Origin of the sequence: Nonomuraea thailandensis (assembly GCF_024172165.1) — a bacterium.
GTDB classification, from domain to species: domain Bacteria; phylum Actinomycetota; class Actinomycetes; order Streptosporangiales; family Streptosporangiaceae; genus Nonomuraea; species Nonomuraea thailandensis.
Genome location: NZ_JAMZEB010000002.1, coordinates 10,150,990 through 10,175,429, shown reverse-complemented (window position 1 = coordinate 10,175,429; position 24,440 = coordinate 10,150,990). Strand labels below are relative to the sequence as shown.

General features: G+C 70.8%; 23 protein-coding genes and 1 tRNA gene. 13 read left to right on the top strand and 11 right to left on the bottom strand.

The window, feature by feature from the left end:
* Positions 1 to 488: 488 nt before the first annotated feature.
* From dnaN to HD597_RS51100, 8 genes are all read left to right on the top strand, one after another.
* Positions 489 to 1,628: a DNA polymerase III subunit beta gene (gene dnaN / locus HD597_RS51135; protein ID WP_253754745.1), complete on the top strand. Its 1,140-nt coding sequence runs from the start codon at positions 489 to 491 to the stop codon at positions 1,626 to 1,628.
* Between the two features lie 43 nt (positions 1,629 to 1,671).
* Complete coding sequence (gene gnd / locus HD597_RS51130) at positions 1,672 to 2,616, top strand: phosphogluconate dehydrogenase (NAD(+)-dependent, decarboxylating) (protein ID WP_253754743.1); 945 nt, start codon at positions 1,672 to 1,674, stop codon at positions 2,614 to 2,616.
* Between the two features lie 94 nt (positions 2,617 to 2,710).
* Positions 2,711 to 3,955 carry a DNA replication/repair protein RecF gene (gene recF, locus HD597_RS51125; RefSeq protein WP_253754741.1) on the top strand — a complete coding sequence of 415 codons (1,245 nt, stop codon included), beginning with the start codon at positions 2,711 to 2,713 and terminating at the stop codon, positions 3,953 to 3,955.
* Between the two features lie 418 nt (positions 3,956 to 4,373).
* The gene (locus HD597_RS51120; RefSeq protein ID WP_253754739.1) at positions 4,374 to 4,835 is read left to right on the top strand and encodes a DciA family protein; all 462 of its coding nucleotides are present in this window, start codon (positions 4,374 to 4,376) and stop codon (positions 4,833 to 4,835) included.
* Between the two features lie 342 nt (positions 4,836 to 5,177).
* Entirely contained in the window at positions 5,178 to 7,121 is a 1,944-nt protein-coding gene (gyrB, locus tag HD597_RS51115) for a DNA topoisomerase (ATP-hydrolyzing) subunit B (RefSeq protein WP_276083239.1), read from the top strand.
* Between the two features lie 15 nt (positions 7,122 to 7,136).
* Complete coding sequence (gene gyrA, locus HD597_RS51110) at positions 7,137 to 9,635, top strand: DNA gyrase subunit A (protein ID WP_308210866.1); 2,499 nt, start codon at positions 7,137 to 7,139, stop codon at positions 9,633 to 9,635.
* Between the two features lie 3 nt (positions 9,636 to 9,638).
* Positions 9,639 to 10,385, top strand: coding sequence for a DUF3566 domain-containing protein (locus tag HD597_RS51105; RefSeq protein WP_253754737.1), 747 nt, complete (start codon positions 9,639 to 9,641; stop codon positions 10,383 to 10,385).
* 128 nt (positions 10,386 to 10,513) lie between these two features.
* Positions 10,514 to 10,587 (top strand) — tRNA-Ile (locus tag HD597_RS51100).
* 1,087 nt (positions 10,588 to 11,674) lie between these two features.
* Here HD597_RS51100 and HD597_RS51095 read toward each other — a convergent pair.
* Positions 11,675 to 12,724 (bottom strand): aldo/keto reductase, encoded by a 1,050-nt coding sequence (locus tag HD597_RS51095; protein WP_253754735.1) that lies wholly within the window; start codon positions 12,722 to 12,724, stop codon positions 11,675 to 11,677.
* Between the two features lie 56 nt (positions 12,725 to 12,780).
* Between HD597_RS51095 and HD597_RS51090 the strand changes: the two genes are divergently transcribed.
* Both HD597_RS51090 and HD597_RS51085 read left to right on the top strand, forming a co-directional pair.
* The gene (locus tag HD597_RS51090) at positions 12,781 to 13,173 is read left to right on the top strand and encodes a MerR family transcriptional regulator (RefSeq protein WP_253759823.1); all 393 of its coding nucleotides are present in this window, start codon (positions 12,781 to 12,783) and stop codon (positions 13,171 to 13,173) included.
* 35 nt (positions 13,174 to 13,208) lie between these two features.
* Positions 13,209 to 13,967, top strand: a complete 759-nt coding sequence (locus HD597_RS51085; RefSeq protein ID WP_253754733.1) for an alpha/beta fold hydrolase — start codon at positions 13,209 to 13,211, stop codon at positions 13,965 to 13,967.
* A 13-nt stretch (positions 13,968 to 13,980) separates the two neighbouring features.
* Here HD597_RS51085 and HD597_RS51080 read toward each other — a convergent pair whose 3' ends face one another.
* Entirely contained in the window at positions 13,981 to 14,736 is a 756-nt protein-coding gene (locus HD597_RS51080) for an SDR family NAD(P)-dependent oxidoreductase (RefSeq protein WP_253754731.1), read from the bottom strand.
* Between the two features lie 56 nt (positions 14,737 to 14,792).
* Between HD597_RS51080 and HD597_RS51075 the strand changes: the two genes are divergently transcribed.
* Entirely contained in the window at positions 14,793 to 15,146 is a 354-nt protein-coding gene (locus HD597_RS51075; RefSeq protein WP_253754729.1) for an ArsR/SmtB family transcription factor, read from the top strand.
* On the opposite strand, the gene HD597_RS51070 is transcribed toward HD597_RS51075, so the two are convergent.
* The 4 genes from HD597_RS51070 to HD597_RS51055 all read right to left on the bottom strand — a co-directional run bounded on the left by HD597_RS51070 (position 15,110) and on the right by HD597_RS51055 (position 17,959).
* A complete protein-coding gene (locus tag HD597_RS51070; protein ID WP_253754727.1) occupies positions 15,110 to 15,688 on the bottom strand; it encodes a carboxymuconolactone decarboxylase family protein in 579 nt (192 codons plus the stop codon). The genes HD597_RS51075 and HD597_RS51070 overlap by 37 nt on opposite strands.
* Positions 15,688 to 16,287 (bottom strand): TetR/AcrR family transcriptional regulator, encoded by a 600-nt coding sequence (locus tag HD597_RS51065; RefSeq protein WP_253754725.1) that lies wholly within the window; start codon positions 16,285 to 16,287, stop codon positions 15,688 to 15,690. The genes HD597_RS51070 and HD597_RS51065 overlap by 1 nt, the downstream gene beginning before the upstream one ends.
* 275 nt (positions 16,288 to 16,562) lie before the next feature.
* Positions 16,563 to 17,330 carry a class I SAM-dependent methyltransferase gene (locus tag HD597_RS51060; RefSeq protein WP_253754723.1) on the bottom strand — a complete coding sequence of 256 codons (768 nt, stop codon included), beginning with the start codon at positions 17,328 to 17,330 and terminating at the stop codon, positions 16,563 to 16,565.
* Between the two features lie 8 nt (positions 17,331 to 17,338).
* Positions 17,339 to 17,959 carry a TetR/AcrR family transcriptional regulator gene (locus HD597_RS51055; protein WP_253754720.1) on the bottom strand — a complete coding sequence of 207 codons (621 nt, stop codon included), beginning with the start codon at positions 17,957 to 17,959 and terminating at the stop codon, positions 17,339 to 17,341.
* Positions 17,960 to 18,041: 82 nt separating this feature from the next.
* On the opposite strand from HD597_RS51055, the gene HD597_RS51050 reads away from it, so the two are divergent.
* Complete coding sequence (locus HD597_RS51050) at positions 18,042 to 19,241, top strand: DUF418 domain-containing protein (RefSeq protein WP_253754719.1); 1,200 nt, start codon at positions 18,042 to 18,044, stop codon at positions 19,239 to 19,241.
* 294 nt (positions 19,242 to 19,535) lie between these two features.
* On the opposite strand, the gene HD597_RS51045 is transcribed toward HD597_RS51050, so the two are convergent.
* Complete coding sequence (locus tag HD597_RS51045; RefSeq protein ID WP_253754717.1) at positions 19,536 to 20,003, bottom strand: GbsR/MarR family transcriptional regulator; 468 nt, start codon at positions 20,001 to 20,003, stop codon at positions 19,536 to 19,538.
* Positions 20,004 to 20,012: 9 nt separating this feature from the next.
* A complete protein-coding gene (locus HD597_RS51040) occupies positions 20,013 to 20,642 on the bottom strand; it encodes an FMN-binding negative transcriptional regulator (protein WP_253754715.1) in 630 nt (209 codons plus the stop codon).
* 35 nt (positions 20,643 to 20,677) lie between these two features.
* Between HD597_RS51040 and HD597_RS51035 the strand changes: the two genes are divergently transcribed.
* Positions 20,678 to 22,006, top strand: a complete 1,329-nt coding sequence (locus HD597_RS51035) for an aminotransferase class I/II-fold pyridoxal phosphate-dependent enzyme (RefSeq protein ID WP_253754713.1) — start codon at positions 20,678 to 20,680, stop codon at positions 22,004 to 22,006.
* Positions 22,007 to 22,080: 74 nt separating this feature from the next.
* Here the strand turns inward: HD597_RS51035 and HD597_RS51030 are convergent, their stop codons facing one another.
* From HD597_RS51030 to HD597_RS51020, 3 genes are all read right to left on the bottom strand, one after another.
* Positions 22,081 to 23,238 carry a Dyp-type peroxidase gene (locus HD597_RS51030; protein ID WP_253754711.1) on the bottom strand — a complete coding sequence of 386 codons (1,158 nt, stop codon included), beginning with the start codon at positions 23,236 to 23,238 and terminating at the stop codon, positions 22,081 to 22,083.
* Positions 23,235 to 23,768, bottom strand: a complete 534-nt coding sequence (locus tag HD597_RS51025) for a copper chaperone PCu(A)C (RefSeq protein WP_253754709.1) — start codon at positions 23,766 to 23,768, stop codon at positions 23,235 to 23,237. The genes HD597_RS51030 and HD597_RS51025 overlap by 4 nt, the downstream gene beginning before the upstream one ends.
* Positions 23,769 to 23,864: 96 nt before the next feature.
* Entirely contained in the window at positions 23,865 to 24,401 is a 537-nt protein-coding gene (locus HD597_RS51020) for an MFS transporter (protein ID WP_253754707.1), read from the bottom strand.
* Positions 24,402 to 24,440 lie beyond the last annotated feature (39 nt).

Below are 24,440 nucleotides of genomic sequence, written 5' to 3'. Positions count from 1 at the left end.
CCGCCGTTCGCCCGACAATGCTGGGAAAAATCCGTCCACATGGGTTGGGGACAAAGGTGGGGACATCCTGTGGGGAACTTGGGGACTACCAGTGGACAACGTGTGGACAGACTGTGAACAACGGATCTGGAGCTCCAAAAGGGCCCCTTCTACCCGGTGGATAACCTGTGGAAACCTCGTGGATAACTGCCGTCTCACCGTGGATGACGGGACCATGATCTGGGGACGGCCTGTGGGCGAAGAATCTCCATCCCCAGGCGCCGAAGTTCTCCCCAGGCGTCACCCACAGCGGCAGTGGATGAAAATACGGGCCCTGAGCAGCCAAGACGCCGGTTGTCCACAGTTTCCACAGCCCCTAGTGTGATGACTTCCTATCTCTCTAACTAAGAAACTCAAAGACCCATAGAGGGGTTCTCCCGGAGCGCAAGTCCGGGAGGGTGGATCCTTGAGATCCTTCAATCAACGACGAACCCAGGAGGCTGATCACCGTGATGTTCCGAATCGAGCGAGACGTCCTCGCTGAGGCGGTGGCATGGACGGCACGCAGCCTCCCGGCGCGCCCGTCGGTGCCCGTTCTCGCCGGCATGCGTCTGGAGGTCACGGAGGCGCAGCAGCTCAAGCTCTCCGGCTTCGACTACGAGGTCTCCGCTGAGGTGACGCTGGAGCTGCACACAGGCGAGCCCGGTGTGGTCCTGGTCTCGGGCAAGCTGCTCGCCGAGATCACGCGCGCGCTTCCCGCACAGCCTGTGGACTTCGTGGTGGACGGCGCCAAGGCCGTCGTCACGTGCGGCAGCGCGCGGTTCACCCTGCTGACCATGCCTGTGGAGGACTACCCGAGCCTGCCCGCCATGCCGCCGGCTGCTGGCCGCGTGGGCAGCGACGTGTTCGCCTCCGCCGTCGGCCAGGTCGCCGTCGCCGCTGGCCGCGACGACACGCTGCCGATGCTGACGGGCGTGCGGATGGAGATCGAGGGCGACACGGTCACCCTGGCCGCGACCGACCGCTACCGGCTGGCCGTTCGCGAGCTGAAGTGGCAGCCGGGCCAGCCCGACTTCGCCGCCATCGCGATGATCCCGGGCAAGACGCTCGCCGACACCGCCAAGGCGCTCGGCGCGACGGGCGCCGAGGTGGAGATCGCGCTCAGCTCCGCCGGCGGCACCGGCGAGGGCATGATCGGCTTCTCCAGCGCGGGACGGCGCACCACGACGCGCCTGCTCGACCCCGAGTTCCCGAAGTACCGCTCGCTGCTGCCCACCGAGTTCTCCGCCCGCGCCGACCTGTCCACAGGCCCGTTCGTCGAGGCCGTCAAGCGCGTGGCCCTGGTCGCCGAGCGCAACACCCCGGTACGGCTGGCGTTCAAGAGCGGCGAGGTCGTGCTGGAGGCCGGCAGTGGCGACGAGGCGCAGGCCGTCGAGGCGCTGCCGGTCGACTACGAGGGCGAGGAGATGAACATCGCCTTCAACCACCAGTTCCTGCTGGAAGGGCTGGGCGCCATCGACTCCGACGTGGCGAGGCTCCAGATGACCACGTCCACGAAGCCCGCTATCCTCACCGGTGGCAAGCCTGTGCAGGACGGTGCCGTAACGGACTACCGCTACCTGATCATGCCCATCCGACTGTCAGGCTGAACCTGTCATCGGAGATGATGGAAGTCTGACAAGGGGGTACATCATGCAGATCGGCATGGTCGGACTGGGCAAGATGGGCGGCAACATGGCCGAACGGCTGCGCCGCGGCGGTCATGAGGTCGTCGGTTACGACCGCGACCCGGCGATCAGCGACGTCGCCAGCCTCAAGGAGCTGGCCGAACGCCTGCAGGCGCCGCGCGCCGTCTGGGTCATGGTCCCCGCCGGCAAACCCACGCAGACCACTGTCGACGACCTGGGCGAGCTGCTCAGCGAGGGCGACATCGTCATCGACGGCGGCAACTCCCACTACGTCGACGACCAGAAGCACGCCGCCGAGCTGGCCGAGAAGGGCATCGGCTTCGTCGACTGCGGCGTCAGCGGCGGCGTGTGGGGCCTGCAGAACGGCTACGCGCTCATGTGCGGCGGCGACAAGGAGCACGTCGACCGGCTCATGCCGATCTTCGAGACGCTCAAGCCCGAGGGCGAGGACGGCTTCGTGCACGCGGGCGACGTCGGCGCCGGGCACTTCGCGAAGATGGTCCACAACGGCATCGAGTACGGCATGATGCAGGCCTTCGCCGAGGGCTGGGAGCTCCTTGAGGCCTCCGACGTCGTCAAGGACGTCAAGGGCTCCTTCAGCAGCTGGCGCACCGGCACCGTGATCCGCTCCTGGCTGCTGGACCTGATGGTGCGGGCGCTCGACGACGACGAGCACCTCGAGCAGCTCCGCGGTTACGCACAGGACTCCGGCGAGGGCCGGTGGACGGTGCAGGCGGCTGTGGACCACGCGGTGCCGCTGCCGGTCATCACCGCCGCGCTGTACGCCAGGTTCGCCTCCCGGCAGGACGACTCCCCCGCGATGAAGGTCGTGGCGGCGCTGCGCAACCAGTTCGGCGGCCACGCGATCACCTCGACGGAGGGCAGCACCGGCAAGGGCGCCGACTCCCCCGGCGCGGACGTGACGCCGCCGCGCGAGGCCGAGCGCTGAGCCTGATCCCTGGAGTTATCCACAACACCAGGGTTTTCCACAAGAACGTATGCCGGTGACCCCGGTGGCCCGTGAGGCGCACTAACCTCGTGGGGTGCATGTCGCCCACCTCTCGCTGACCGACTTCCGGTCCTACGCGTCCGTGGAGCTCGGCCTGGAGCCGGGCGTCACGGCGTTCGTGGGGCCCAACGGCCAGGGCAAGACCAACCTGGTCGAGGCCCTCGGCTACGTCGCGACGCACTCCAGCCACCGGGTGGCCAGCGACGCGCCGCTGGTGCGGCAGGGAGCCGCCCGGGCGATCGTGCGCTGCGCCGTCCACAGGGACGATCGGCGGGCGCTGATCGAGCTGGAGATCAACCCGGGGCGGGCCAACCGCGCCAGGCTCAACCGCTCGCCCGTCTCCAGGGCCCGTGACGCCGTCGGCCTGCTGCGTACGGTGCTGTTCGCCCCGGAGGACCTGGCGCTGTCCAAGGGCGATCCGTCCGAGCGCCGTCGCTTCCTCGACGACCTGCTGGTGGCCAGGGCCCCGAGGTTCGCCGGGGTTCGCGCCGACTACGACCGGGTGCTGAAGCAGCGCGGCGCCCTGCTGCGTACGGCCGCGCAGGCCCGCAGGGGCAGCAGGAGCCCCCGGCGGCAGGAGGGGGACACCGGGTTCGCCGCGGCCGGCGCGGGCGACGTGCTGAGCACGCTGGAGGTGTGGGACGCCCATCTCGCCCGGCACGGCGCGGAGCTGTTGCGGGGGCGGCTGGAGCTCATCGAGGCGCTGCGCCCGCTGGTGGCCGGATCGTACGCCGCGCTCGCCCCGTCGAGCGCTCCGGCGACGCTGGCCTACCGCAGCACGTTGTCCACAGGTGGGGATCCCGGTGAGGGGGGTCCGGAGGGCGAAGTCCCCGGTGAGCGGGGATCTTTCGATACACAGACGTTATCCACAGACTTGGGGAAAACCCTTGAAGAACGTCTGCGGGAGCGGCTAGTGGAGGTCCGCCCGTCGGAGCTCGAACGGGGCGTCACGCTCGTCGGCCCGCACCGCGACGATCTGGTTCTGGGGCTGGGCGAGCTGCCCGCCCGGGGTTACGCCAGCCACGGCGAGTCCTGGTCGTTCGCGCTGGCGCTGCGGTTGGCGGCGTACGACCTGCTGAGGGCCGACGGGGGTGACCCCGTGCTGATCCTCGACGACGTGTTCGCCGAGCTCGACAGCCAGCGCCGGCGGCGGCTCGCGGAGATGGTGGCTCCGGCCGAGCAGGTGCTGATCACGGCCGCCGTTCCGGACGACGTGCCGCAGGAGTTGGCGGGAGGCAGGTTCGACGTCGCCGAGGGGAGTGTGACCCGTGTCCGCTGATGACGCGCGCGGTTTCCCACCGGGGGGCGCCGGTTATCCACAGGGCGCGGCTTCCGCTGGACGGCCGCGGGCCGGATCCACGGGCGGTCGTCCTCGGCCCGGCGCGGCGGCGGACGGTCGTCGTCCACAGGTGGGGACGACCGCGGCACAGGACCAGGCGGCCGGAGCACAGGGCCAGGCGGATGGAGCGCGGGCGCAAGGGGCCGGGGCGCGGGCGCAAGGGGCCGGGCAGGGCGGGCCCGGGGCGTCGGGCGGCGGTCCACAGGGTGTGGGCGGCGGGGCGGCCGGTGGCGGGCCTCAAGCCCATGGCGGGTCCGCCGCCGGTGACGGGTCCGCGGCGGGCCGCGGGCCGGGGGCGCCCGCGAAGGGTCCTTCGGCGGCCGCTGGGGGCGAGAACGCGACGGCCAGGGGTGTGGCCATGGCACGGGAGAAGCTCGCCCAGGCCAAGGCCGACGCCGCCAAGCGCGGCCAGCTCCCCCGGCGCGAGCCCAGGCGGAAGGCGGGAGGGCCACGCAGGGACGGCGGCGATCCCCAGCTTTTCGGTCGCGCGATCGCCGATCTGCTGGCCGATCGCGGCTGGGAGCGCCCGGCGAAGGTGGGCGCGGTGTTCGGCCGCTGGGTCGAGATCGTGGGCCCTGACCTGGCCGCCCACACCAAGCCCGAGTCGTTCGACGACGGCGAGGTGCTGATCGCCGCCGACTCGACGGCGTGGGCGACGCAGGTCCGGCTGCTCGCCCGCACCCTCGTACGCAGGCTCAACGAGGAGCTCGGCGACGGCACCGTGACAAAGGTCAAGGTCAGAGGCCCGCAGAACGCTCCGCGTCCATCAGGGGGATTGCGGGTGACCGGAAGGCGGGGCCCCCGTGACACGTACGGGTAGCGGCCGTCCACAGGGGGCGTCCACAGCGGCGGCGGAAAGGCGCTCGGGGCGATCAGACCGCCGCAGACGCGATAAGCCCCCTTTCCGGAGGGGGGATGCTTGCCTGGGGGCCAAACGAGCTAGAGGGCATCACAGGCGCGTTCATTGCCACCTTGGCCCTCCGGAAGCGGTAGAATGAAAAAGGATTCCGGACACGTCCGCTTGCGTGTCACCCCGGCAGCAAGCCGACTCCCCTGGGTGACCGCGCATCGGGGCACTCACGACGGTGACGGGCACGGCAGGGGCAGCTTCGCTAGTTAGTCGCCTCCCCCGCCGCGTGTCCGCGGCAGGAGGATTTCGCAGTTGTCCTACGACGCTAGCTCAATCACCGTACTCGAAGGGCTTGAGGCGGTTCGCAAGCGCCCGGGTATGTATATCGGCTCCACCGGTGAGCGCGGTCTGCACCACCTCGTGCAAGAGATCGTCGACAACGCGGTGGACGAGGCGCTGGCCGGTTACGCCGACAGCATTCACGTGACCCTGCTCGCCGACAACGGCGTGCGGGTGGTCGACAACGGGCGCGGCATCCCCACCGGCATCCACCCGGTGGAGAAGCGCTCGGCCGTCGAGGTCGTGCTGACCACGCTGCACGCGGGCGGCAAGTTCGACAGCCAGTCCTACGCGGTCTCGGGCGGTCTGCACGGCGTCGGCTCGGCCGTCGTCAACGCGCTGTCCACCGCCATGGAGGTGGAGGTCAAGCAGAACGGCCACTTCTGGCGCCAGCGCTACGAGATGTCCAAGCCCACGGCCCCCCTGGCCAAGGGCGAGGAGACCGACGAGACGGGCACCACGGTCACGTTCTGGGCCGACCCCGACGTCTTCGAGACCACGACGTGGAACTACGAGACGCTCTCGCGGCGCTTTCAGGAGATGGCCTTCCTCAACAAGGGCCTGACGATCACTCTGACCGACGAGCGTCCCGACCACATCAACGGCGAGCCGCACACCGTCACCTACCACTACGAGGGCGGTCTGTCCGACTTCGTGCAGCACCTCAACGCCAAGAAGGAGCCGGCGCACGCGTCGATCATCTCCTTCGAGGAGGAGAGCGACGGGCTCGCCGTCGACATCGCCATGCAGTGGAACAACTCCTACTCGGAGTCCGTCTACAGCTTCGCCAACGTCATCAACACGGCCGAGGGCGGCACTCACGAGGAGGGCTTCCGCGCGGCGCTGACGTCGATCGTCAACCGCTACGCGCGCGAGCAGAAGTTCCTCAAGGAGGGCAAGGACGACAACCTCAGCGGTGAGGACGTCCGCGAGGGGCTGACCGCGATCATCTCGGTCAAGCTGTCCGACCCGCAGTTCGAGGGGCAGACGAAGACCAAGCTCGGCAACACCGAGGCGAAGTCGTTCGTGCAGAAGGCCTGCAACGACCACCTGCGCGACTGGTTCGAGCGCAACCCCGGCGAGGCCAAGGACATCATCAACAAGTCCCTGCAGGCCTCTCGCGCCCGCATCGCCGCGCGCCAGGCGCGCGACCTGACCAGGCGCAAGTCGCTGCTGGAGGCCGGCAGCGGGCTGCCGGGCAAGCTGGCCGACTGCCAGTGGAACGACCCGGAGAAGTGCGAGCTGTTCATCGTCGAGGGCGACTCGGCAGGCGGCTCGGCCAAGGGCGGCCGCGACTCGCGCTTCCAGGCGATCCTGCCCATCCGCGGCAAGATCCTCAACGTCGAGAAGGCGCGGATCGACAAGGTCCTCAAGAACAACGAGGTCCAGGCCCTGATCACGGCGCTCGGCACCGGCGTGCACGACGAGTTCGACATCGCCAAGCTGCGCTACCACAAGGTCATCCTCATGGCCGACGCCGACGTCGACGGCCAGCACATCAACACGCTGCTGCTGACGCTGCTGTTCAGGTTCATGCGGCCGCTGATCGAGGCCGGTCACGTCTACCTGTCGTGCCCGCCGTTGTACAAGATCAAGTGGGACCGCAAGGGCGAGGACGCCTCCTACGCCTACTCCGACAGCGAGCGCGACGCGGTGATCGCCGAGGGCATCTCCAACGGCAAGCCCGACCCGCGGCCGCGCGACAACGTACAACGCTTCAAGGGGCTGGGCGAGATGAACGCCGGCCAGCTCTGGGAGACCACGATGAACCCGGCGACCCGGCTGCTGCGCCTGGTCACGCTCGATGACGCCGCGCAGGCCGACGACCTGTTCAGCGTGCTGATGGGGGAAGACGTGGAGGCGCGGCGCGACTTCATCATCCGTAACGCGCGCGACGTTCGCTTCCTCGACGTTTAAGAAGGACCAACACCTGTGACGGACGTGAACACCACTCCCCCGGCTGACCGCATCGAGCCTGTGGACATCCAGTCCGAGATGCAGCGCAGCTACATGGACTACGCGATGTCGGTCATCGTGTCCAGGGCGCTGCCGGACGTGCGCGACGGCCTCAAGCCGGTGCACCGGCGCGTGCTCTACGCGATGTACGACGGTGGCTACCGTCCCGACCGCGGCTACTTCAAGTGCGCGCGCGTCGTCGGTGACGTGATGGGCAGCTACCACCCGCACGGCGACACCTCCATCTACGACGCGCTGGTACGCCTGGCGCAGCCGTGGTCGCTGCGGTATCCGCTGGTCGACGGGCAGGGCAACTTCGGCTCGCCCGGCAACGACCCGGCGGCGGCGATGCGCTACACCGAGTGCAAGCTCGCGCCCATCGCCATGGAGATGCTGCGGGACATCGACAAGGAGACCGTCGACTTCCGCCCCAACTACGACGGCAAGTCGCAGGAGCCCGACGTCCTGCCGGCGCGCTTCCCGCAGTTGCTGGTCAACGGCTCGGGCGGCATCGCCGTCGGCATGGCCACCAACATCCCGCCGCACAACCTGCGCGAGGTCGCCGCGGCGGTCAAGTGGGCGCTGGAGAATCCGGAGGCCGGCGACGAGGACCTGCTCGAAGCCTCGATCAGGCTGGTCAAGGGCCCCGACTTCCCCACCAAGGCGCTCATCGTGGGCCGCCGGGGCATCGAGGACGCCTACCGCACCGGCCGCGGCTCGATCACCATGCGGGCCGTGGTCGAGGTCGAGGAGGAGAAGGGCCGGCAGGCGCTGGTCGTCACCGAGCTGCCGTACCAGGTCAACCCCGACAACCTGGCGCTGAAGATCGCCGAGCTGGTGCGTGAGGGCAAGCTCACCGGCATCGCCGACGTACGTGACGAGAGCTCCTCGCGGGTGGGGCAGCGCCTGGTCATCGTGCTCAAGCGCGACGCGGTCGCCAAGGTCGTGCTGAACAACCTGTACAAGCACACCCAGCTCCAGGACACCTTCGGCGCCAACATGCTGGCACTGGTGGACGGCGTGCCGCGGACGCTGCGGCTCGACCAGTTCATCCGGCACTACGTGGCCCACCAGATCGAGGTCATCGTCCGCCGGACGCGTTACCTGCTGCGCAAGGCCGAGGAGCGGGCGCACATCCTGCGCGCGCTGCTGAAGGCCCTGGAGCGGCTCGACGACGTCATCGCCCTCATCCGGGCCTCCGAATCCGCCTCCGCCGCCCAGCAGGGCCTCATGGCGCTGCTGGAGATCGACGAGGTGCAGGCGCAGGCCATCCTCGACATGCAGCTGCGCAAGCTGGCCGCCCTGGAGCGGCAGGCCATCCAGGACGAGTACGACTCGCTGATGACGCAGATCGCCGAGTACAACTCGATCCTGGCCAGCGAGAGCCGGCAGCGCGAGATCATCAACGAGGAGCTGGCCGAGATCGTCCACCGCTACGGTGACGGCCGGCAGACCGAGATCATCGCCTACGACGGTGACATGTCGATCGAGGACCTCATCGCCGAGGAGGAGATCGTCGTCACCATCACGCGTGGTGGCTACGCCAAGCGCACCCGTACCGACCTCTACCGGGCGCAGAAGCGCGGCGGCAAGGGCGTGCGCGGTGCTCAGCTCCGCCAGGACGACATCGTCGACCACTTCTTCGTCACCACGACGCACCACTGGCTGCTGTTCTTCACGAACAAGGGCCGGGTGTACCGGGTCAAGGCGTACGAGCTGCCCGACGCGGGTCGCGACGCCCGGGGCATGCATCTCGCGAACCTTCTTGCCATGCAGCCCGACGAAACAGTCATGGAGGTTCTCGACCTACGCGACTACAACGTCGCTCCCTATCTCGTCCTCGCCACGCGCAGCGGCCTGGTCAAGAAGACCCGGCTGTCCGAGTACGACTCCCCCAGGTCCGGCGGTCTGATCGCGATCAACCTGCGGGACGACGACGAAGTCATCGGAGCCCGGTTGGTCTCCGAAGAAGACGACCTGCTGCTCGTCTCGAAGGGCGCGCAGTCGATCCGCTTCACCGCCTCTGACGAGGCGCTACGTCCCATGGGACGGGCGACCAGCGGTGTTATCGGCATGAGGTTCCTCGAAGGTGACGAACTTCTTGCCATGAATCGCATCGCAGACGGTCAAGATGTGCTTATCGCCACGAAGGCTGGGTACGCAAAACGGACGCCAGTGGAGCAGTATCCAGTTCAAGGACGTGGCGGTAGAGGCGTGCTGACTGCGAAGATCGTATCTTCCCGTGGCAAGCTGGTCGGAGCCGTCATGGTCAACCCAGAGGACGAGGTTTTCGCGATCACGTCCGCCGGCGGGGTGATCCGGACGAGTGCCGGAGAGATCAAGCAGTCCGGCCGCCAGACCATGGGAGTGCGATTGATGAATCTCGCTGAAGGCGACAGCGTGGTGGCCCTCGCCCGCAACGCCGAGTCCATGGAGACTTCGGTGGAGAATGAGGAAGACGGGGGAGGAGAGTAGCTCATGAGCGCCCAGGGTGGTCCCGCCAGGACCAAGGCGGCTTCGGGTAACGGACAGCAGCCGAAGAAGCCCGCAGAGACCGAGATGTTCGACGCGGTCGAGGAAGGGCAGGACAACACCTCGCCCGCGCAGGGCAGGCCCATGCCCGCCAAGGAGGACAACAAGCCTTCGCCGCAGCCGGGCCCGCCCGGACCGCCGGGCCCTCACGGCCCGTCCGGGCCCCAGGGCCCACCCGTGCCGCCGCAGGGGGCACAGCCGCAGTCGGAGGGCAACGAGACGGTCCGCCTGCGCCCGTCGCTGGCCACCGAGGCCCCGCCGGCCCTTGAGCTGTCCAACAAGAAGAAGGGGTCCGGCTCGTCCGGGGGCCGGCTGCCTCGCAAGGCCCACCTGGTCCTGCGCCGCGTCGAGCCGTGGTCGGCCATGAAGTTCAGCTTCGTGGTCTCCCTGGTCTGCTTCGTGGTGCTGTTCGTGGCGGTGGCCGTCCTGTACGGCGTGCTGTCGGCCCTGGGCGTCTTCGACTCGATCGTGGAGCTGGTCAACCAGCTCGGCCAGGGCGAGCAGGGGCAGAGCTCGATCCCGATCGACATCGCCTCCTGGTTCGAGCCCGTGCGGATCCTCGGCTACACGGCCCTGATCGGGGCGGTGAACGTCGTACTGATCACGGCTCTTTCCACGTTGGGGGCGGTCATCTACAACATCGCCTCCGACCTGGTGGGCGGCGTCGAGGTGACCTTCAGCGAGGCCGAGTAAGGGCGGAGCTCGCGCCGTACGGGGCATGCGGACGGCGCGAGCAGCCTGCCGGAGGTTGTAAGCTTTTCTCGTCCCGAACAACCGGTTCGCCTCCGTGAGGCGGATGCGATAACGTTCGGGATGCGAGCGGGGCTATAGCTCAGTCGGTTAGAGCGCTTCCCTGATAAGGAAGAGGTCCCAGGTTCAAGTCCTGGTAGCCCCACACAGCATGACCAGCTAAAGTAGCCACTCTTGATGTCCAAGGGTGGCTTTTTGCTTGCGTGACCAGCTCCGACCATCTCACCCTCGCTCGAAGTGTGGATATCCATGGAGCCAGCTGGGCACGGGCCGATGACACCGCTGTCCCGGTGTACTGCTGATGCACCGCTTGCGAGCGGCGCCCGTGTCCTGACGTTCGCGCACCTGCGGCGGTGCGGCGTATGGACGCTCCTTGACGGTCACGGTCGGCCTGTGGACAGGCACACGTTTCCTCCGCGGGACGAAACGCTTGGCCCGGGTGGTCGGTGACGGCTTCGACGTGGCCGGCGGCGCTTTCGCGACCGGGCGTGGAGAGGGCGAGGCCAAGGCCGCGCGCGGGGCCGGCGCGTTCACGACAGGTTGAGCACTGGTGGCCGGGCGATCCGGGCGTACAGCCAGACCGGCGGAGAAGCCAAGGCCCGCACTGCATCCCATGGCGATGATGAAGGTGAGTGCGATGGAGCGCGGCCCGCGGGCTCGTCCGGGGTCGGACGGTGCACTACGGATGAACGCGGACGGTGGAAAGTCACTCATCGTGCCCCCCCGAGATCCTGGCTCCCCTGGCAGGTGATCACAGTGCGCTGTGCTGCGTAGATCTCCGTGGGCCGCCCGATCCAACCGCTGTTCGAGCATGTCCATACGAAGAGTTCACCCGGCCTGCGCGTTTCGTGCGGTGGGTCGGGAGGCCAGGGTGTCGGCAGTTGAAGATCAGGATCGCAGGGGGGTGGGCATGGGAAGCCGGACCTTGCGGGCCAGGGCGGGAGCGTTGGCGCTCGCAACGGGGGCGTCGCTGCTCGTGGGGCCGCCGCATCTGACGGAAGGAAGGGCGGCACAGGCACCCGCCCAGCAGCTCGCCGCAGCCGAGGGGGCCGTGTCGCGGGCGGAGGCACCTGCCCTCGGTACGCCCATCGGCAAGCCCCTGAAGGGTCACACGGGTCGCGTCGAGGCGCTGGCCGTGGGCAAGCGCAGCGACGGAACCCCCGTTGTCATCTCCAGCGGCCTGGACAGGACCATCCGGGTGTGGAGTCTGGGCGCGCGATCCCCCGCTTCCGTCAGCTCGCGGCGCGGTCGCCGAGCGGGCGGCGGCGCAGGGCGGGGTCGGTCAGGGGTGCGGGGCTCCACAGGCCGACGGGGTGGTAGACGTTGGTGCCGGGCGGCACGAGCTCGTCGATCCGGTCCAGCACGGCGTCGTCGAGCACCAGCGAGGAGCCCTTCAGCAGGCCCTCGAGCTGCTCCATCGTGCGCGGGCCGAGGATGACCGAGGTGACCGCCGGGTGCGCGGCGGCGAAGGCGACGGCCAGCGACGGCAGGGTGCAGCCGAGCTCGTCCGCCAGCTTCACCAGCTCCTCGACGACCTCCAGCTTGGCCGCGTTGACCGGGATGGCCGGGTCGAACCGCTCCGGGGCGCGTGCGGCGCGGCCCTGTGAGAGGTCGACCTGCTGCCCCTTGCGGTAGCGGCCGGTCAGGAACCCCCAGCCCAGCGGGCTGTAGGTGAGCACGCCCATGCCGAGCCGCTGCGCGGTGGGCAGGACGTCGCCCTCGATGCCGCGGGCCAGGATGTTGTACGGGGGCTGCTCGGTGCGGAAGCGGTACAGGCCGCGCTGCCGGGCCACGTGGTAGGCCTCGACCGTCTCGTGCGCGGGGAAGGCCGAGCTGCCGAAGGCCCGGATCTTGCCCTGCCGTACCAGGTCGGTCAGGGCGGAGAGGGTCTCCTCGATGTCGGTCCGGTGGTCGGGGCGGTGAATCTGGTAGAGGTCGATCCAGTCGGTACGCAGCCGCTTGAGGCTCGCCTCGACCTCGCGCACGATCCAGCGCCGCGAGTTGCCGCTCCTGTTGGGGCCCTCCCCCATCGGGAAGTGCACCTTGGTCGACAGCACCACCTCGTCCCGCCGGCCCTGCAACGCCTTGCCCACGATCTCCTCGGACTCGCCCGCCGAGTACATGTCGGCGGTGTCGACGAAGTTGATGCCGTGGTCGAGGGCGGCGTGGATGACGCGGATGCTGTCATCGTGGTCGGGGTTGCCGGCCGAGCCGAACATCATGGTGCCGAGGCAGTGGGTGCTGACCTCGATCCCGGTGCCGCCGAGGATGCGATATCTCATGCTCCGGACCCTAGAAGCTAGAGCCGACTCTAAGTCAAACTGGCCACATGTCGGGTATGAGCATCGGCCAGGTCGCCGAACGCACGGGGCTCAGCGTGCACACGCTCCGGTTCTACGAGCGGGAGGGGCTGCTGGCCCAGCCGGTACGGCGGGGAAGCGCAGGGCACCGCGTCTACAGCGAAGGAGACGTCGACTGGCTGGGCGTGTGCATGCGGCTGCGAGCCTCCGGCATGCCCCTGACCGACATCCGGCGCTACACCGAGCTCGTCAGAGCGGGCCAGGGCAACGAGGTGGAACGGCTCAGGGTGCTGCGCGAGCACCGGGAACGGGTGCTCGCCCAGATGCACGAGCTCGACGAGTGCCTCGCGCTGATCACCCACAAGGTGGCCATCTACGAGGGGCGGCTGGGCCTGCGGGACGAGGTCCCGGACTGTGTGCCCAGGGCTTGACCGGTTCTTTCGGCGTACCCAGTAGTGTCTGCCGGATGACAATCTCTCATGACGTCGGCGGCGACGGGCCGGCTGTACTTCTCCTGCACGCCGGGGTGTGCGACAGGCGGATGTGGGACCCCCAGTGGCAGCCCCTGATCGATGCCGGTTTCCGGGTGATCCGCTGTGACCTGCGTGGCTTCGGGCAGAGCCCGCTGCCCGCGGAGCCGTACAGCAACACCGGTGATGTGCTGGCGCTCCTGGACAGCCTGGGCATCGGGCAGGTCTCGCTGGTCGGCTCCTCCTACGGCGGGAAGGTCGCGTTGGAGGTCGCCGCGAGTCATCCTGACCGGGTGGCGGCGCTGGTGCTGCTGTCGGCCGCCCTGCCCGGGCGCGAGCCGAGCGATGAGGTGCGTGCCCTGGGGGCGCGCGAGGACGCGCTGGTCGAGGCGGGCGATCTGGCCGGAGCCGCACAGCTGATGGTCGATCGCTGGCTGGGGCCGGACGCGGGCGAGGACGCCAAGCGGGCGGTGCACGAGATGCAGGTACGCGCCTACGAGCTGCAGCTGGCCGAAGGAGTCGTCGGGCCGGTCAAGCCCGAGGTCGATCTGGCGGCCGTCACGATGCCGTGTCTCGCCGTCTCGGGCGCGCACGACGCGGCCGACTTCCGGGACACCGCCGCCGTCCTGCCCGCCGCCCGTCACGTGGAGCTGCCGTGGGCGAGTCACCTGGCGAGCATGGAACGGCCGGCCGAGGTCACCGGCATGATCGTCGCGTTCCTGCGCGAGCATCAGGGGAGCCGCGGCCCCCTGTAGCGGTGCGGGGCCCTCAGGTGAGTTCCAGGCCGCCGTCGATGGTGAGGACCTGGCCGGTGATCCAGGTCGAGGCGGGGTCGGCGAGGTGGACGATCCAGGCGGCCACCTCCTCGGGGGTGCCGCGACGTCCCATGGGGATGCTGTCGGCCTCGTCCTGCTTGATCTGCTCGACGACGTCGTCGGGCAGGCCGGCGGCTGTCAGTGCCTCGCTCTCGGTGGGGCCGGGGGCCAGCGCGTTGACACGGACGCCGTCGGCGGCCAGCTCCAGGGCCCAGCTGCGGGTCAGCTGTTCGAGGGCGGCCTTGGAGGCGGCGTAGTGGGCGGCGCCGGGGAGCGGGCGGTGGCCGTACGTGCTGGAGACGTTCACGATCGTGCCGCGACCGGCGCGCAGGTGCGGCAGCGCGGCCCTGGCGAGCAGGCTGGGCGCGGTGACGTTGAGGGCCAGCAGGTCGGCGACGCGCCGGCCGTCGGTCTCGGCCAGCGGCATGACGGTGGTGGCGCCGGCGTTGTTGACCAGTACGTCGAGGCGGCCCCAGCGGTCGGTCGCCGCGTCGATCACCGCCTGTGGGGTGCCGTCGCCGGTGATGTCGGCCGGGAGGACGGCGATGCCGGGGTGCCGGGCGGCGGTCTGCCGCAGGGCCTCGGCTCGGCGGCCCACGGCGAGCACGCGGGCTCCGGCGCGGGCGAAGGCGAGCGCGGTGGCGCAGCCGATCCCGGATCCCGCGCCGGTCACGATCGCGACCTGGTCCTGCAGTCGGTTGGCGGTCATGGCGGATCCCTCTTTGTTCGACGTTCGTGAAACATCGAACAAGCTACCATGGGGGGATGAGACAGGCGCATCACCCCGAAGCGGGCGAGTTCACCCTGACCGGGGTGATGGCCGCCCTCAGCGATCCGATCAGGGTCGGAGTGGTGCGGGTGCTGGCCGACGGCCGTGAGCGCGGCTGGGGCGAGCTGAGGGCGCCGGTGGCCAAGTCCACGCTCAGCCATCATCTGCGGGTGCTGCGCGATGCCGGGCTGACCCGTACCCGGCAGGAGGGCACCCGCTGCTTCGTGACCTTACGACGGCAGGAGCTGCGGGTGCGCTTCCCCGGGCTGCTGGAGGCGGTGCTGGCCGCGGCCGAGGACGAGGACGTCGGCCATCAGGTGAGCGTGAAGGACGCCGCGCCGTCGCTCTGAGTCCATTCCTGGCCCTGCCAGGCCGGGTCCAGCGGGGTGTGGGCGAGGTGGTTGGTGTAGTTCGACAGCGTCTTCATGCCGACGCCGAGCACGAGGTCCAGCACGTGGCGGCGCGTGTAGCCCGCGGCGAGGAACGCCTCGACCTCGGCGTCGTCCACCCAGCCGCGCCGGGCGACCATCACCTGCGTGAGCCGCCGGGCGGCCTCCAGCGCGGGGTCGGAGAGCGGCTCGCCCGCCCGCAGGGCGCCGACCACCTCGGCGGGCACGCGGGCGCGCAACGCCAGGGTGGAGTGCGCGGCCACGCAGTACTCGCATGCGTTCTCCACGCTGGCGGTGATCCACACGACGTGCTTGGCCGGCCCCGGCAGCGAGGACCTGCCGAACTGCTCGGCCAGCGCGTTGTAGCCGGCCAGCAGCTCGGGGGATTCGGCCATCACGCCGTTCAGGGTGGTCACGAAGCCCATGCGCCTCTTGGCCGCCTCCAGCATCGGGCGGGCCGCCTCGGGGGCGTCGCTCTCGTCGTACACACGGAAATCGATCATCATCTCTCCTCTGTGCGAGTGAAACCATCCAGTACGGCGCGCACGCCCGCCAGCAGGTCGCCGGCGTCGGCGCCGGCCCGGGAGCGCAGGTTCACCCCGTAGGCCAGCAGCGCCAGCGTCTCGGCGCAGCCCCGCGGCTCCAGCCCCGGCCGCACCTGGCCGCGATCCCGCGCGGCCTCCAGCGCGGCACGCATGGCCGCCCGCAGCTCGGCGTGGTGGGCGTCCAGAACCTGCCGGATCTCGGGGATCGTGCGGGCGGGGCCGGTGTGGGTGTTGGTGACCAGGCAGCCCCAGCGGGCGTGCTCGCCGGTGCAGCGCGCCGCCACCAGCCGCTCGAAGAAGGCGGTGACGGCGGGCAGGCCGCGACCGTCGGCGGCCAGTGCGGCGAACACCGGCCGGGACTGCCGCTCCAGGTAGCGGTGCAGGGCGGCGGCCTGCAGCCGTTCCTTGCCGCCGAAGGTCGCGTACAGGCTGGACCGGCTCAGGCCGGTGGCCTGCACGACGTCGGCGATGCCGGTGACCTCGGCGCCGCGCTCCCAGAACAGGCGTACGACCTGGTCCAGCGCGACGTCGGGATCGAAGTGCTTGATGTCGGGCATCCGGCCTCTCCCTATCTTGGAACGACTGGTCCAAGATAGGGGCAGGCGGCACGATCAGGCAACCGGCGGTCCAGGGCGCCCGCTTCGTGGTTGACGAAGATTCGGCCATCGGAAGGCGAATCTGACGAGTGCCGCGGCCTGGAGTGCCCGGGCGGCTACTTCGGCTGCTTCCACTACGGCCGGGCCGAGGGACCCCGCTGCGGCTGGGCCCACATGCGTGGATGCCGGGGTCGCGGATTGGTCGTCCGAACGCTATTGCGGCGCCATTCTTCCGATCATTGTGCCGTCGTCCCCGGCGCTCGCCGAGCGAGGGTGAGGTCGGTGACGAAGGTCATCTCCACGCCGTCGCCCAGCAGCGCGGCCAGCTCCCGCAGCGCCGGCTCCTGGCGGCCGGGAGGGAGGATCCGATAGGCGGAGATGGTGCGGACCAGGTCGAGGTAGCGGTCCGCGTCATACCACTGCGTCCACGAGTAGAGGCGCTCGTCGAGGTCGGTGAAGCGCGGGTCGCCGGCCAGCAGGTGCTGGGCCTCCTCGTTCCTGATCGGCGTCTCCTGGTGCAGGCTGGAGCTGGACACGCCGTGGCGGTGGTCCACCTCGGCGAGGGCGGCCCGCAGGCCGGGGTCGGTGACCAGGTAGTGGTTCCAGAAGAGCGCGAGCGCACCCGACGGGGCCAGCGCCGCGTGCGCGAGGTCCCAGCGGCGCTCGGGGTCCACCCAGTGCCAGGCCTGGGCCGAGTACAGCAGGGCGAAGGGCCGGTCGGGGACGTAGTCCTCGAAGATCCCGATCTCCACCCGCACGCCGGGGCACTTCGCCGAGAGTGCCGCCGCCATGCGCGCGTCGGGCTCGACGCAGGTCAGGTCCACGCCGTGGGCGGCGAAGGCGGCCGTGGCCTTGCCCGTTCCCGCTCCTGCCTCCAGCGCCGGGCCGGCCGGGGCGTAGCCGAGGACGTCGGTGACGAGCCGGTCGGGGTAGCCGGGCCTGGCCGACTCGTACAGGCCGACCGCCTCGCCGAACACGACACTTCGCTCACGATCCACAGCCATGGCGCGATTCAACCACGCCCGGGATCGTGTCCAGGGGCTGGGCCGAGGCCGAGCGCGGGCAGGATCGCCTGGTCGACGATCGCCGCGAGGTACTCCTCGCTCGGTGGTGTTCCGGCGTCGAGCAGGTGCTTGGTGACCAGGGCCTCGCCGATGTCGGTGACGACCGGGGTGAGCCGGGCGGCGGGGAAGTGGCCGCGGTCGGCGTAGTACTGCAGCACTGTGCGGGTGAACGTGCCGCCGCGGCCGGCGAAGACCCGCTCGAACAGGGCCTCGGACATCAGCGCGACGCTCTTCGGGTCGGTGAGGATGGCCGAGACGGCCCGGCCGGCCGGGCTGAAGGCCCACTCCACCATGAGCCGCAGGGAGCGGAGGAGGTCGCCGCGCAGGTCGGTGGCCCCTGGCGTGGGCTCCTCGACCGGGTGCTGGTGGTAGAGCGCGTCGAGCAGCACCTCGATCGGGTCCGACCAGCGGCGGTACAGGGTGCTGCGGGGGGTGGCCGCGCGCCGGGCGATGCCGTCCATGGTGAGCCGGCCCGCGCCGACCTCCACCACCTCTTCGAGCGCGGCGTCGTGGATGGCCTTGATCAGTTCCTCGCCCCGCCGGCGTGTCCGGGAGTTGTGGTCGTCCATACCCGCCCCTTGTTTAGCTACGCGGGTGTATTTTACCGTGGAGATTAGCTACAGTCGTGTATCTACATTCAAGGGGACAGCCATGTCCATCGCTCCACCGGCTCCCGTGCAGGGGGCCACTCCCATCGCCCGGCGGGCGCTCGCGCCCGATCTCTCGCGCGGGCTGATGCTGCTGCTCATCGCCCTGGCGCACGCGCACATGTACCTGTCGGGTCACGCGGCCGGATTCCGTGGGTACGCCCTCGACGGCGGCGTGCTCGACCGGCTGGTCGCCGGGGTGCAGATCCTGCTGGTGGACGGGCGGGCGCTGCCCATGTTCGCCGCCCTGTTCGGCTACGGCCTGGTGCAGCTCGCCGACCGGCAACTGGCCACGGGCAAGAGCTGGCCGCAGGTGCGCGCGGTGCTGCGGCGGCGGAGCCTGTGGTTGCTCGTGTTCGGGTTCTGCCACGCGCTGCTGCTGTTCTTCGGGGACATCCTCGGGGCCTACGGGCTGATCGGGCTCGTGCTCGTCGGATTCGTCCGGCGTGCCGACCGGGCGGTGCTGCGGGCGGGCGTCGTCGGGGTCGTGCTGCATGTCGTGGTGCTGGCCGGCTTCGGGCTGCTCACGATCTCGGCGCCCAAGGGCGACACGCCCGCGGCGATGGCCGACCCGATCGAGGCGCTGGTGATGCGGCTCATCGGGTGGTCCGGGATGACGCCCACGTACTTCGCGGCCAGCGTGGTGCCCGCGTTCCTGTTCGGCATCTGGGCGGCGCGGCGCCGCCTGCTGGAGGAGCCTGCCGCGCACCGGCCCCTGCTCGTACGCGTCGCCACCCTGGGCACCGTGCCGGCCGTGGTCGGAGGGCTGCCGCTGATGCTGGTGGACACCCGGCTCTGGGAGCCGTCGGACCTGGTCGCGGTGTCGGCGTACGCGCTGCACAGCGTGACGGGCATCGCGGGCGGGCTGGCGTACGCGGCGATCATCGGGCTCCTCGTCGGCCGGACGGTGTCCAGGCACGGCTCCCCCGGGCTCGTCGTGCGGGCACTGACCGCCTGTGGCCAGTGGTCGCTGACCTGCTACCTGCTCCAGTCGGTGATCTTCGTGGCGGTGTTCGCGCCGTACGCGGGAGGGCTCGGCACCCGCGTCGGCGACGCGGCGGCGTCCGGGATCGCCGTCGTGACGTGGCTGGTCACCGTGGCGCTCGCCGCGCTGCTGGCACCGCGCAGAGGGCCCGCGGAGGCCGCCTTGCGCCGCCTCACGTACGGGCGATCCACCGCGACGGGTCGCATGACCAGCGTGTGAGGGGCCGGTTCATCCACAGGCTGTGGGCTTCGGTGCGCGGCCTGTTGACAGGGGCTCCGCCGTTGTGCGACGGGCGCCGCCAAGGGTGTGGTATGAGCCGTTGGCCATGGTCGCCCAGTGATGCTCTGACCAGGTGAAACGCCTGTCGATCGAGTGCTCGGCGAGCGTGCCGGCCGTGGACGCCGCGCGTACCACGGGCGGCGCCTGGGCGGGGGTGGATTGCCGAAGAGTTATCCACAGGATGAGTGAGTTGTCCACAGGTTGTGAACTCGGCTGGGATCGCGGCTTCGGAGGTCAGCCGTGCTGGGCCGTGGCCTGGTCTCCGAGCGCCTCGGTCAGCGCCGCGAGCGAGGACCTGGCCGAGCGGATGCGCTGGGCCTTCGTCTCGTCGGCCCAGCCCAGCTTCAGCCCTTCGGCCACCAGCTCGTCGAACGCGGTGAACGCGGCGAGCTTCTGCCGGATGACCTTCGACCAGGCGTCGTCCTCGATCTGGTAGTAGACGTTGCGCTCCCCCGGCCTGCGGAACCGGCGGACGAGCCTGACGGACGTCAGGAGGTGCATGTTCGTCGTCAGGGACGCGCGGCTCGCGCCGATGGCGCCGGCGATGTCGCCCGCGGTCTGCGCGGGCGGGTCGCAGGCCATGAGCCAGCCCAGGACGCGGCCGGCGATCGGGGCGAGCCCCCACTCCTCGGAGACGAACATCGCCACCCGCTCGACCCACGCGCGCACCTGCTCGCGGTCCGGTCCGTCCTGCGTTGTCACAGAACCACCTTAACCAGGGGCTTCGGCGCTCCGCCTGCGCTGCTGGGCCAGGGCGCCGGCGTCGCCGGGCAGGTCGCGTTCGGCCAGCCCGCGCGCCACGCGCTCGCGCAGCTCCGCCGGGCGGTGCCCGTCGTACTTGAACTTGGCCCGCACCTCCTCCACCCGCAGTCGCAGCCCTCTGATCGCCGACAACATCCTGCGGTACGGCCCCGCGTCGGCGGCCACCTCGCCGTGGTCGCCGGCGGGCTGGTGATGGGCGAGCTGGCGGCGCAGGATGTCGGCCTTGCCCTCCCCGTCGTCCACGATCTCGGCCCGGCACACGAGCTGGACGGCGGCGTAGTAGCTGGTCGGCACGCCGGTTTCGGGGGAGTCCGAACGCCAGGAGGTGGGGATGTAGGCGTAGTCGTCGTGCACGCTCACCACCGCCACCGGGTTGACCTCCAGCGCCTCCCAGATCGGGTTGGGCCTGGCCAGGTGGAGCAGGATCCCGGCGTCCCCGTCGTAGAGGAAGTGGGTGGGCACGACCACAGGTGCCGCGCCGGCCACGCCGTTCACCGCGATCTGGCCGAAGTCGCGGGTACGCAGCCAGCTCCGCCACTCCTCGTCGTCCCTGGCGGCGTCCCACGGATGGATGAGCACACGAACCACCTTTGTACTAGTACATAATGTATTTTGTGCTAGAAAAATACACGATCGCGGGTGGGACGGCCAGCGAGATAGCGGCGGGCGTCGAGGCCGCCGTGTCCGAAGGGCGGCTGCCACCTGGGGCGGCACTGCCGCCGGTACGCGAGGTGGCGGCGGGGGCCGGGGTCAGCCCGGGGACGGCGGCGGCGGCGTACCGGCTGCTGCGCGAGCGCGGCGTCATCGAGACCGCAGGGCGGCGGGGGACCAGGGTCAGGGCGCGGCCGGCCAGCACGTTCCGCGAGGAGATCCGGATCGAGGTGCCGCCGGGCGTGCGCGACCTGGCCAAGGGCAACCCCGACCCCAGGCTGCTGCCGCCGCTGCACGACGCGCTGGCCGCGGCGGCCACGGCGCACGCGCGACGGCCCGCCATGTACGGGACCGGCGACGACGAGGAGCTGCTCGCGCTGGCCGGGCAGCGGCTGCGGGCCGACGGCGTGCCGGCCGCGCCGCTCGCGATCACCTCGGGCACCCTCGACGCGGTCGAGCGTGTGCTCACCGCCCACCTGCGCCCGGGCGACGCGGTCGCCGTCGAGGACCCGGGCTGGACGGCCCTGCTCGACCTGGTCGCCGTCCTGGGGCTGCGGCCGGTGCCGATGCGGCTCGACGACGAGGGGCCGCTGCCGGACGAGCTCGCGCGGGCACTGCGGGCCGGCGCGCGGGCCGTGGTGATCACCGCCCGCGCCCAGAACCCGACCGGCGCCGCCGTCTCCGCAGCCCGGGCCGCCGAGCTGCGCGAGCTGCTGGGGGAGCACCCGGAGGTGCTGCTGGTCGAGGACGACCACGGGTCGGGGTTCGTGGAGCTGCCGCTGCACCCGCTGGCCGGTGTGACGAACCGGTGGATCCTCGTCCGCTCCACGGCCAAGTCGCTCGGGCCCGACCTGCGCCTGGCCCCGGTCACGGGCGATCCGGCCACGCTCGACCGGCTGCGCGGGCGGCAGCGGCTGGCCGCCGGGTGGGTGAGCCACCTGCTGCAACACGCCGTCGCCCATCTCTGGCGGACGAACGCGGTGGATCAGGCGGCGGTCGCGGCGTCGTACGCGCTGCGCAGGGACGGCCTGGTGGCGGCGCTGGCCGTGCGCGGCATTCCCGCGCACGGCCGCAGCGGCCTGAACGTGTGGATCCCGGTCGCCGACGAGTCCACCGCCATCACCCGGCTGCTGTCACGCGGCTGGGCCTGCGCGCCTGGTGCCCGCAACCGGATCGGCTCGCCGCCCGCGCTGCGCCTGACCGTCTCCTCCCTGCACGCGCAGGAGATCGAGCCGCTCGCCGCCGACCTGGCCGCCGCCCTGAGCCCGGCGCCGATCGGCCGCTACGGCTGACCGAGCCGCCGCCCTGCGCCGATCGGCCGCTGCGGCTGACCGGGCCGGGTCGGCTTCTTCCGGTACGCCCGGGGTCAGCCCAGCAGCTCCTCCCCGATCCAGCCGCCGGGCGGGCACCCCGGCGGTACGGCGAAGACGGCCGAGCCGATGGCCGTGATCCACTCGTTGAGCAGGTCGCCCTCGGCCAGCATGCGCTGCACGGGCACGAACTGCTCGGCCACGTCCGCCTGGAAGGAGGCGAACAGCAGCCCCGAGTCCGACTCGCCCTCGGCTGACAGCCCCTCGTCGTAGTTGTACGGCCGCCGCAGCAGCCGCAGCGCCGGATCGGCCACGTGCGCCCGCCGGATGTGGGCGAACTCGGAGATCACCGGGAACCCGAGCCGGTTCTTGCGCGCGTAGTCGGCCGCGTCGGTCTCGGCCGAGCCGGTGAGCGGCGCCCCGTTGCCCAGCCGCCGCCCGATCGTGAACTCCCTGGCCACCCGGTCGGCGGCATCCCACGTCTCCAGGTTCATCCGGATCCTGCGCAGCACCATGGTGGTGCCGCCGCGCAGCGGGCCCGCGCCGATCCACACCGCTCTGCCGAGGTCGGTGGCGTTCACCGTGCCCTCGATCTGGCCCATCAGGTTGCGCCGGTTGGCGCTGCGGAAGCCGCGCTGCGTCCACCGTACGCGGGCGAAGGACCGCGTGTCCTTCACGATCATCCGTACGGCGTGCGCGACCGTCACGGTGTCGTCCGCGCACACCTGGACGAGCAGGTCGCCCCCGCTCCACCGCTTCTCCAGCCGGTCCGTCGGGAACGCCGGCAGCGCCTTCACCGGCGACTCCGTCCCGGCAGCCTCGAACAGCCCCGGCCCGAACCCGAACGTGATCGTGAGCCGGGCCGGGTTCGCGGCGAGCTCGGGCTCGGTGTCGGCGAGCGCGGGCCGGCCCTGGGTGAGCCGGGCCGCGTCGTCGGTGAGGAGCTGGAGCAGGCGGACGATCGCCTCCTTGCGGGTGCCCTTCAGCAGGTCGAAGCCGAGGAACACCGCGTGGGCCTGCGGCGCCGTGGCCACGCCCGCCTGGTGCGCGCCGTGGAACGGCTCGACCGGCGCGAGCGCCCGGCGCTCCGTCTCGCGACGTTCCGTCTCGTTGCGGCCCTTTTCGCGGCGTTCTGCTTCGTGGCGCACGAGGGCGCCGGCCGCCGTGGCGGCCGTGGCGGCGCCCCCGGTGAGCAGCCCTCTGCGGCTGATCACTTGTGCCCCGGCTGGTAGTCCTCCTCGCCGCCGGCGAAGTCCTTGCCGATGGCGGTGAACTCCAGCGGCTCGCCGCCCTGGACCTGGAGCGTGAACGCGATCCTGGCGCCGGGCTTCACCTCTTCGGTGACGCCCATGAGCATGATGTGGTCGCCGCCGGGCTGGAGCTGGTGGGTGCCGCGGGCGGGCACGACGAAGCCGCCCTTCTTGGGTCGCATGACCATCTTGCCGCCGTCCTCGACCACCTCGTGCAACTCGATGGTGGGGGACAGCGGCGAGGTGCCGGACGTGATCGTGACCGCCGCGTCGGTGTTGTTGACCAGCGTGCCGAACGCCGCGGTCATCCCCTCCTCGGTGGTCTTCACCCAGGGATCGGTGATGGTCAAGCCGGTGGCGGGTGCGGTGGCCGACGGGCTGGCGGCGGCCGCGGCGGAGGCGGTGGTGGTGGCCGCGGGCTCGGGGGAGGAGGCGCCGCAGGCGGTCAGTGCCACGACGGCGGACGCGAGCACGAGGGCATGACGAACGTACATGATGGGATCGCCTTTCTCCGCCCGGCATGCCGAAGCGGCCCTTGCCGGGCGGCGGGGGTCGTCTGAACAGGGGAGACGTCTCGCCCGACCCGGAGGTCAGGCGGCGATGGCCCGCGGCGGGCCCCTCCTGCTGACGACGTGCCGCAGCACGGCCGAGCGCAACACGGGCGGCTCGGTCGTGCACAGGGGCGTGGAGAAAGGAGTGGTGAGCAGCGGCAGCCGGATGACCAGCAGCCGTACCGCCAGCCGGCGCAGCAGCCCCCACAGGGCGGCCTCGCCCCGCGCCAGCCACAACGCGGACATGCCGACCGCCCAGCCGTGCGCGACCAGCATGCCCAGGTCCGGCACCAGCCCCGAGTGGAGGTGACCGGCCAGCGCGTGCGGCGAGGCGGCGTGGGACAGCGAGAACAGCAGGTGCAGGATCACCTGTAAGCCGGCGAGCAGCGACAGGATCGCCGCGAACGACCGCTCGCGCCCCGACAGCGGATACGCCGCCGCGAACGCCAGCCCGAGCGCCGCCGCCATGGCCGGCACCGGCACGGACGCGCCGCCGAGCACGTGCGCCGCCACGCCCAGCCCGAGGCACACCACGGCGAACACCGCGGTGCGGGCGAGACGGAACGGCAGCGTCACCCGCCCAGCATTCCACGCCGTCCCGCCGGTCGGCACACC

What these genes read in the sequence shown, in the direction of transcription:
- HD597_RS51120 (WP_253754739.1), top strand. Translation starts at nt 4,374, where the DNA reads ATGGCACGGGAGAAGCTCGCCCAGGCCAAGGCCGACGCCGCCAAGCGC.
- HD597_RS51085 (WP_253754733.1), top strand. Translation starts at nt 13,209, where the DNA reads ATGACAATCTCTCATGACGTCGGCGGCGACGGGCCGGCTGTACTTCTC.
- HD597_RS51080 (WP_253754731.1), bottom strand. Translation starts at nt 14,736, where the DNA reads ATGACCGCCAACCGACTGCAGGACCAGGTCGCGATCGTGACCGGCGCG.
- HD597_RS51050 (WP_253754719.1), top strand. Translation starts at nt 18,042, where the DNA reads ATGTCCATCGCTCCACCGGCTCCCGTGCAGGGGGCCACTCCCATCGCC.
- gnd (WP_253754743.1), top strand. Translation starts at nt 1,672, where the DNA reads ATGCAGATCGGCATGGTCGGACTGGGCAAGATGGGCGGCAACATGGCC.
- HD597_RS51070 (WP_253754727.1), bottom strand. Translation starts at nt 15,688, where the DNA reads ATGATCGATTTCCGTGTGTACGACGAGAGCGACGCCCCCGAGGCGGCC.
- HD597_RS51055 (WP_253754720.1), bottom strand. Translation starts at nt 17,959, where the DNA reads ATGGACGACCACAACTCCCGGACACGCCGGCGGGGCGAGGAACTGATC.
- HD597_RS51075 (WP_253754729.1), top strand. Translation starts at nt 14,793, where the DNA reads ATGAGACAGGCGCATCACCCCGAAGCGGGCGAGTTCACCCTGACCGGG.
- HD597_RS51105 (WP_253754737.1), top strand. Translation starts at nt 9,639, where the DNA reads ATGAGCGCCCAGGGTGGTCCCGCCAGGACCAAGGCGGCTTCGGGTAAC.
- HD597_RS51090 (WP_253759823.1), top strand. Translation starts at nt 12,781, where the DNA reads ATGAGCATCGGCCAGGTCGCCGAACGCACGGGGCTCAGCGTGCACACG.
- HD597_RS51060 (WP_253754723.1), bottom strand. Translation starts at nt 17,330, where the DNA reads ATGGCTGTGGATCGTGAGCGAAGTGTCGTGTTCGGCGAGGCGGTCGGC.
- HD597_RS51025 (WP_253754709.1), bottom strand. Translation starts at nt 23,768, where the DNA reads ATGTACGTTCGTCATGCCCTCGTGCTCGCGTCCGCCGTCGTGGCACTG.
- HD597_RS51095 (WP_253754735.1), bottom strand. Translation starts at nt 12,724, where the DNA reads ATGAGATATCGCATCCTCGGCGGCACCGGGATCGAGGTCAGCACCCAC.
- HD597_RS51065 (WP_253754725.1), bottom strand. Translation starts at nt 16,287, where the DNA reads ATGCCCGACATCAAGCACTTCGATCCCGACGTCGCGCTGGACCAGGTC.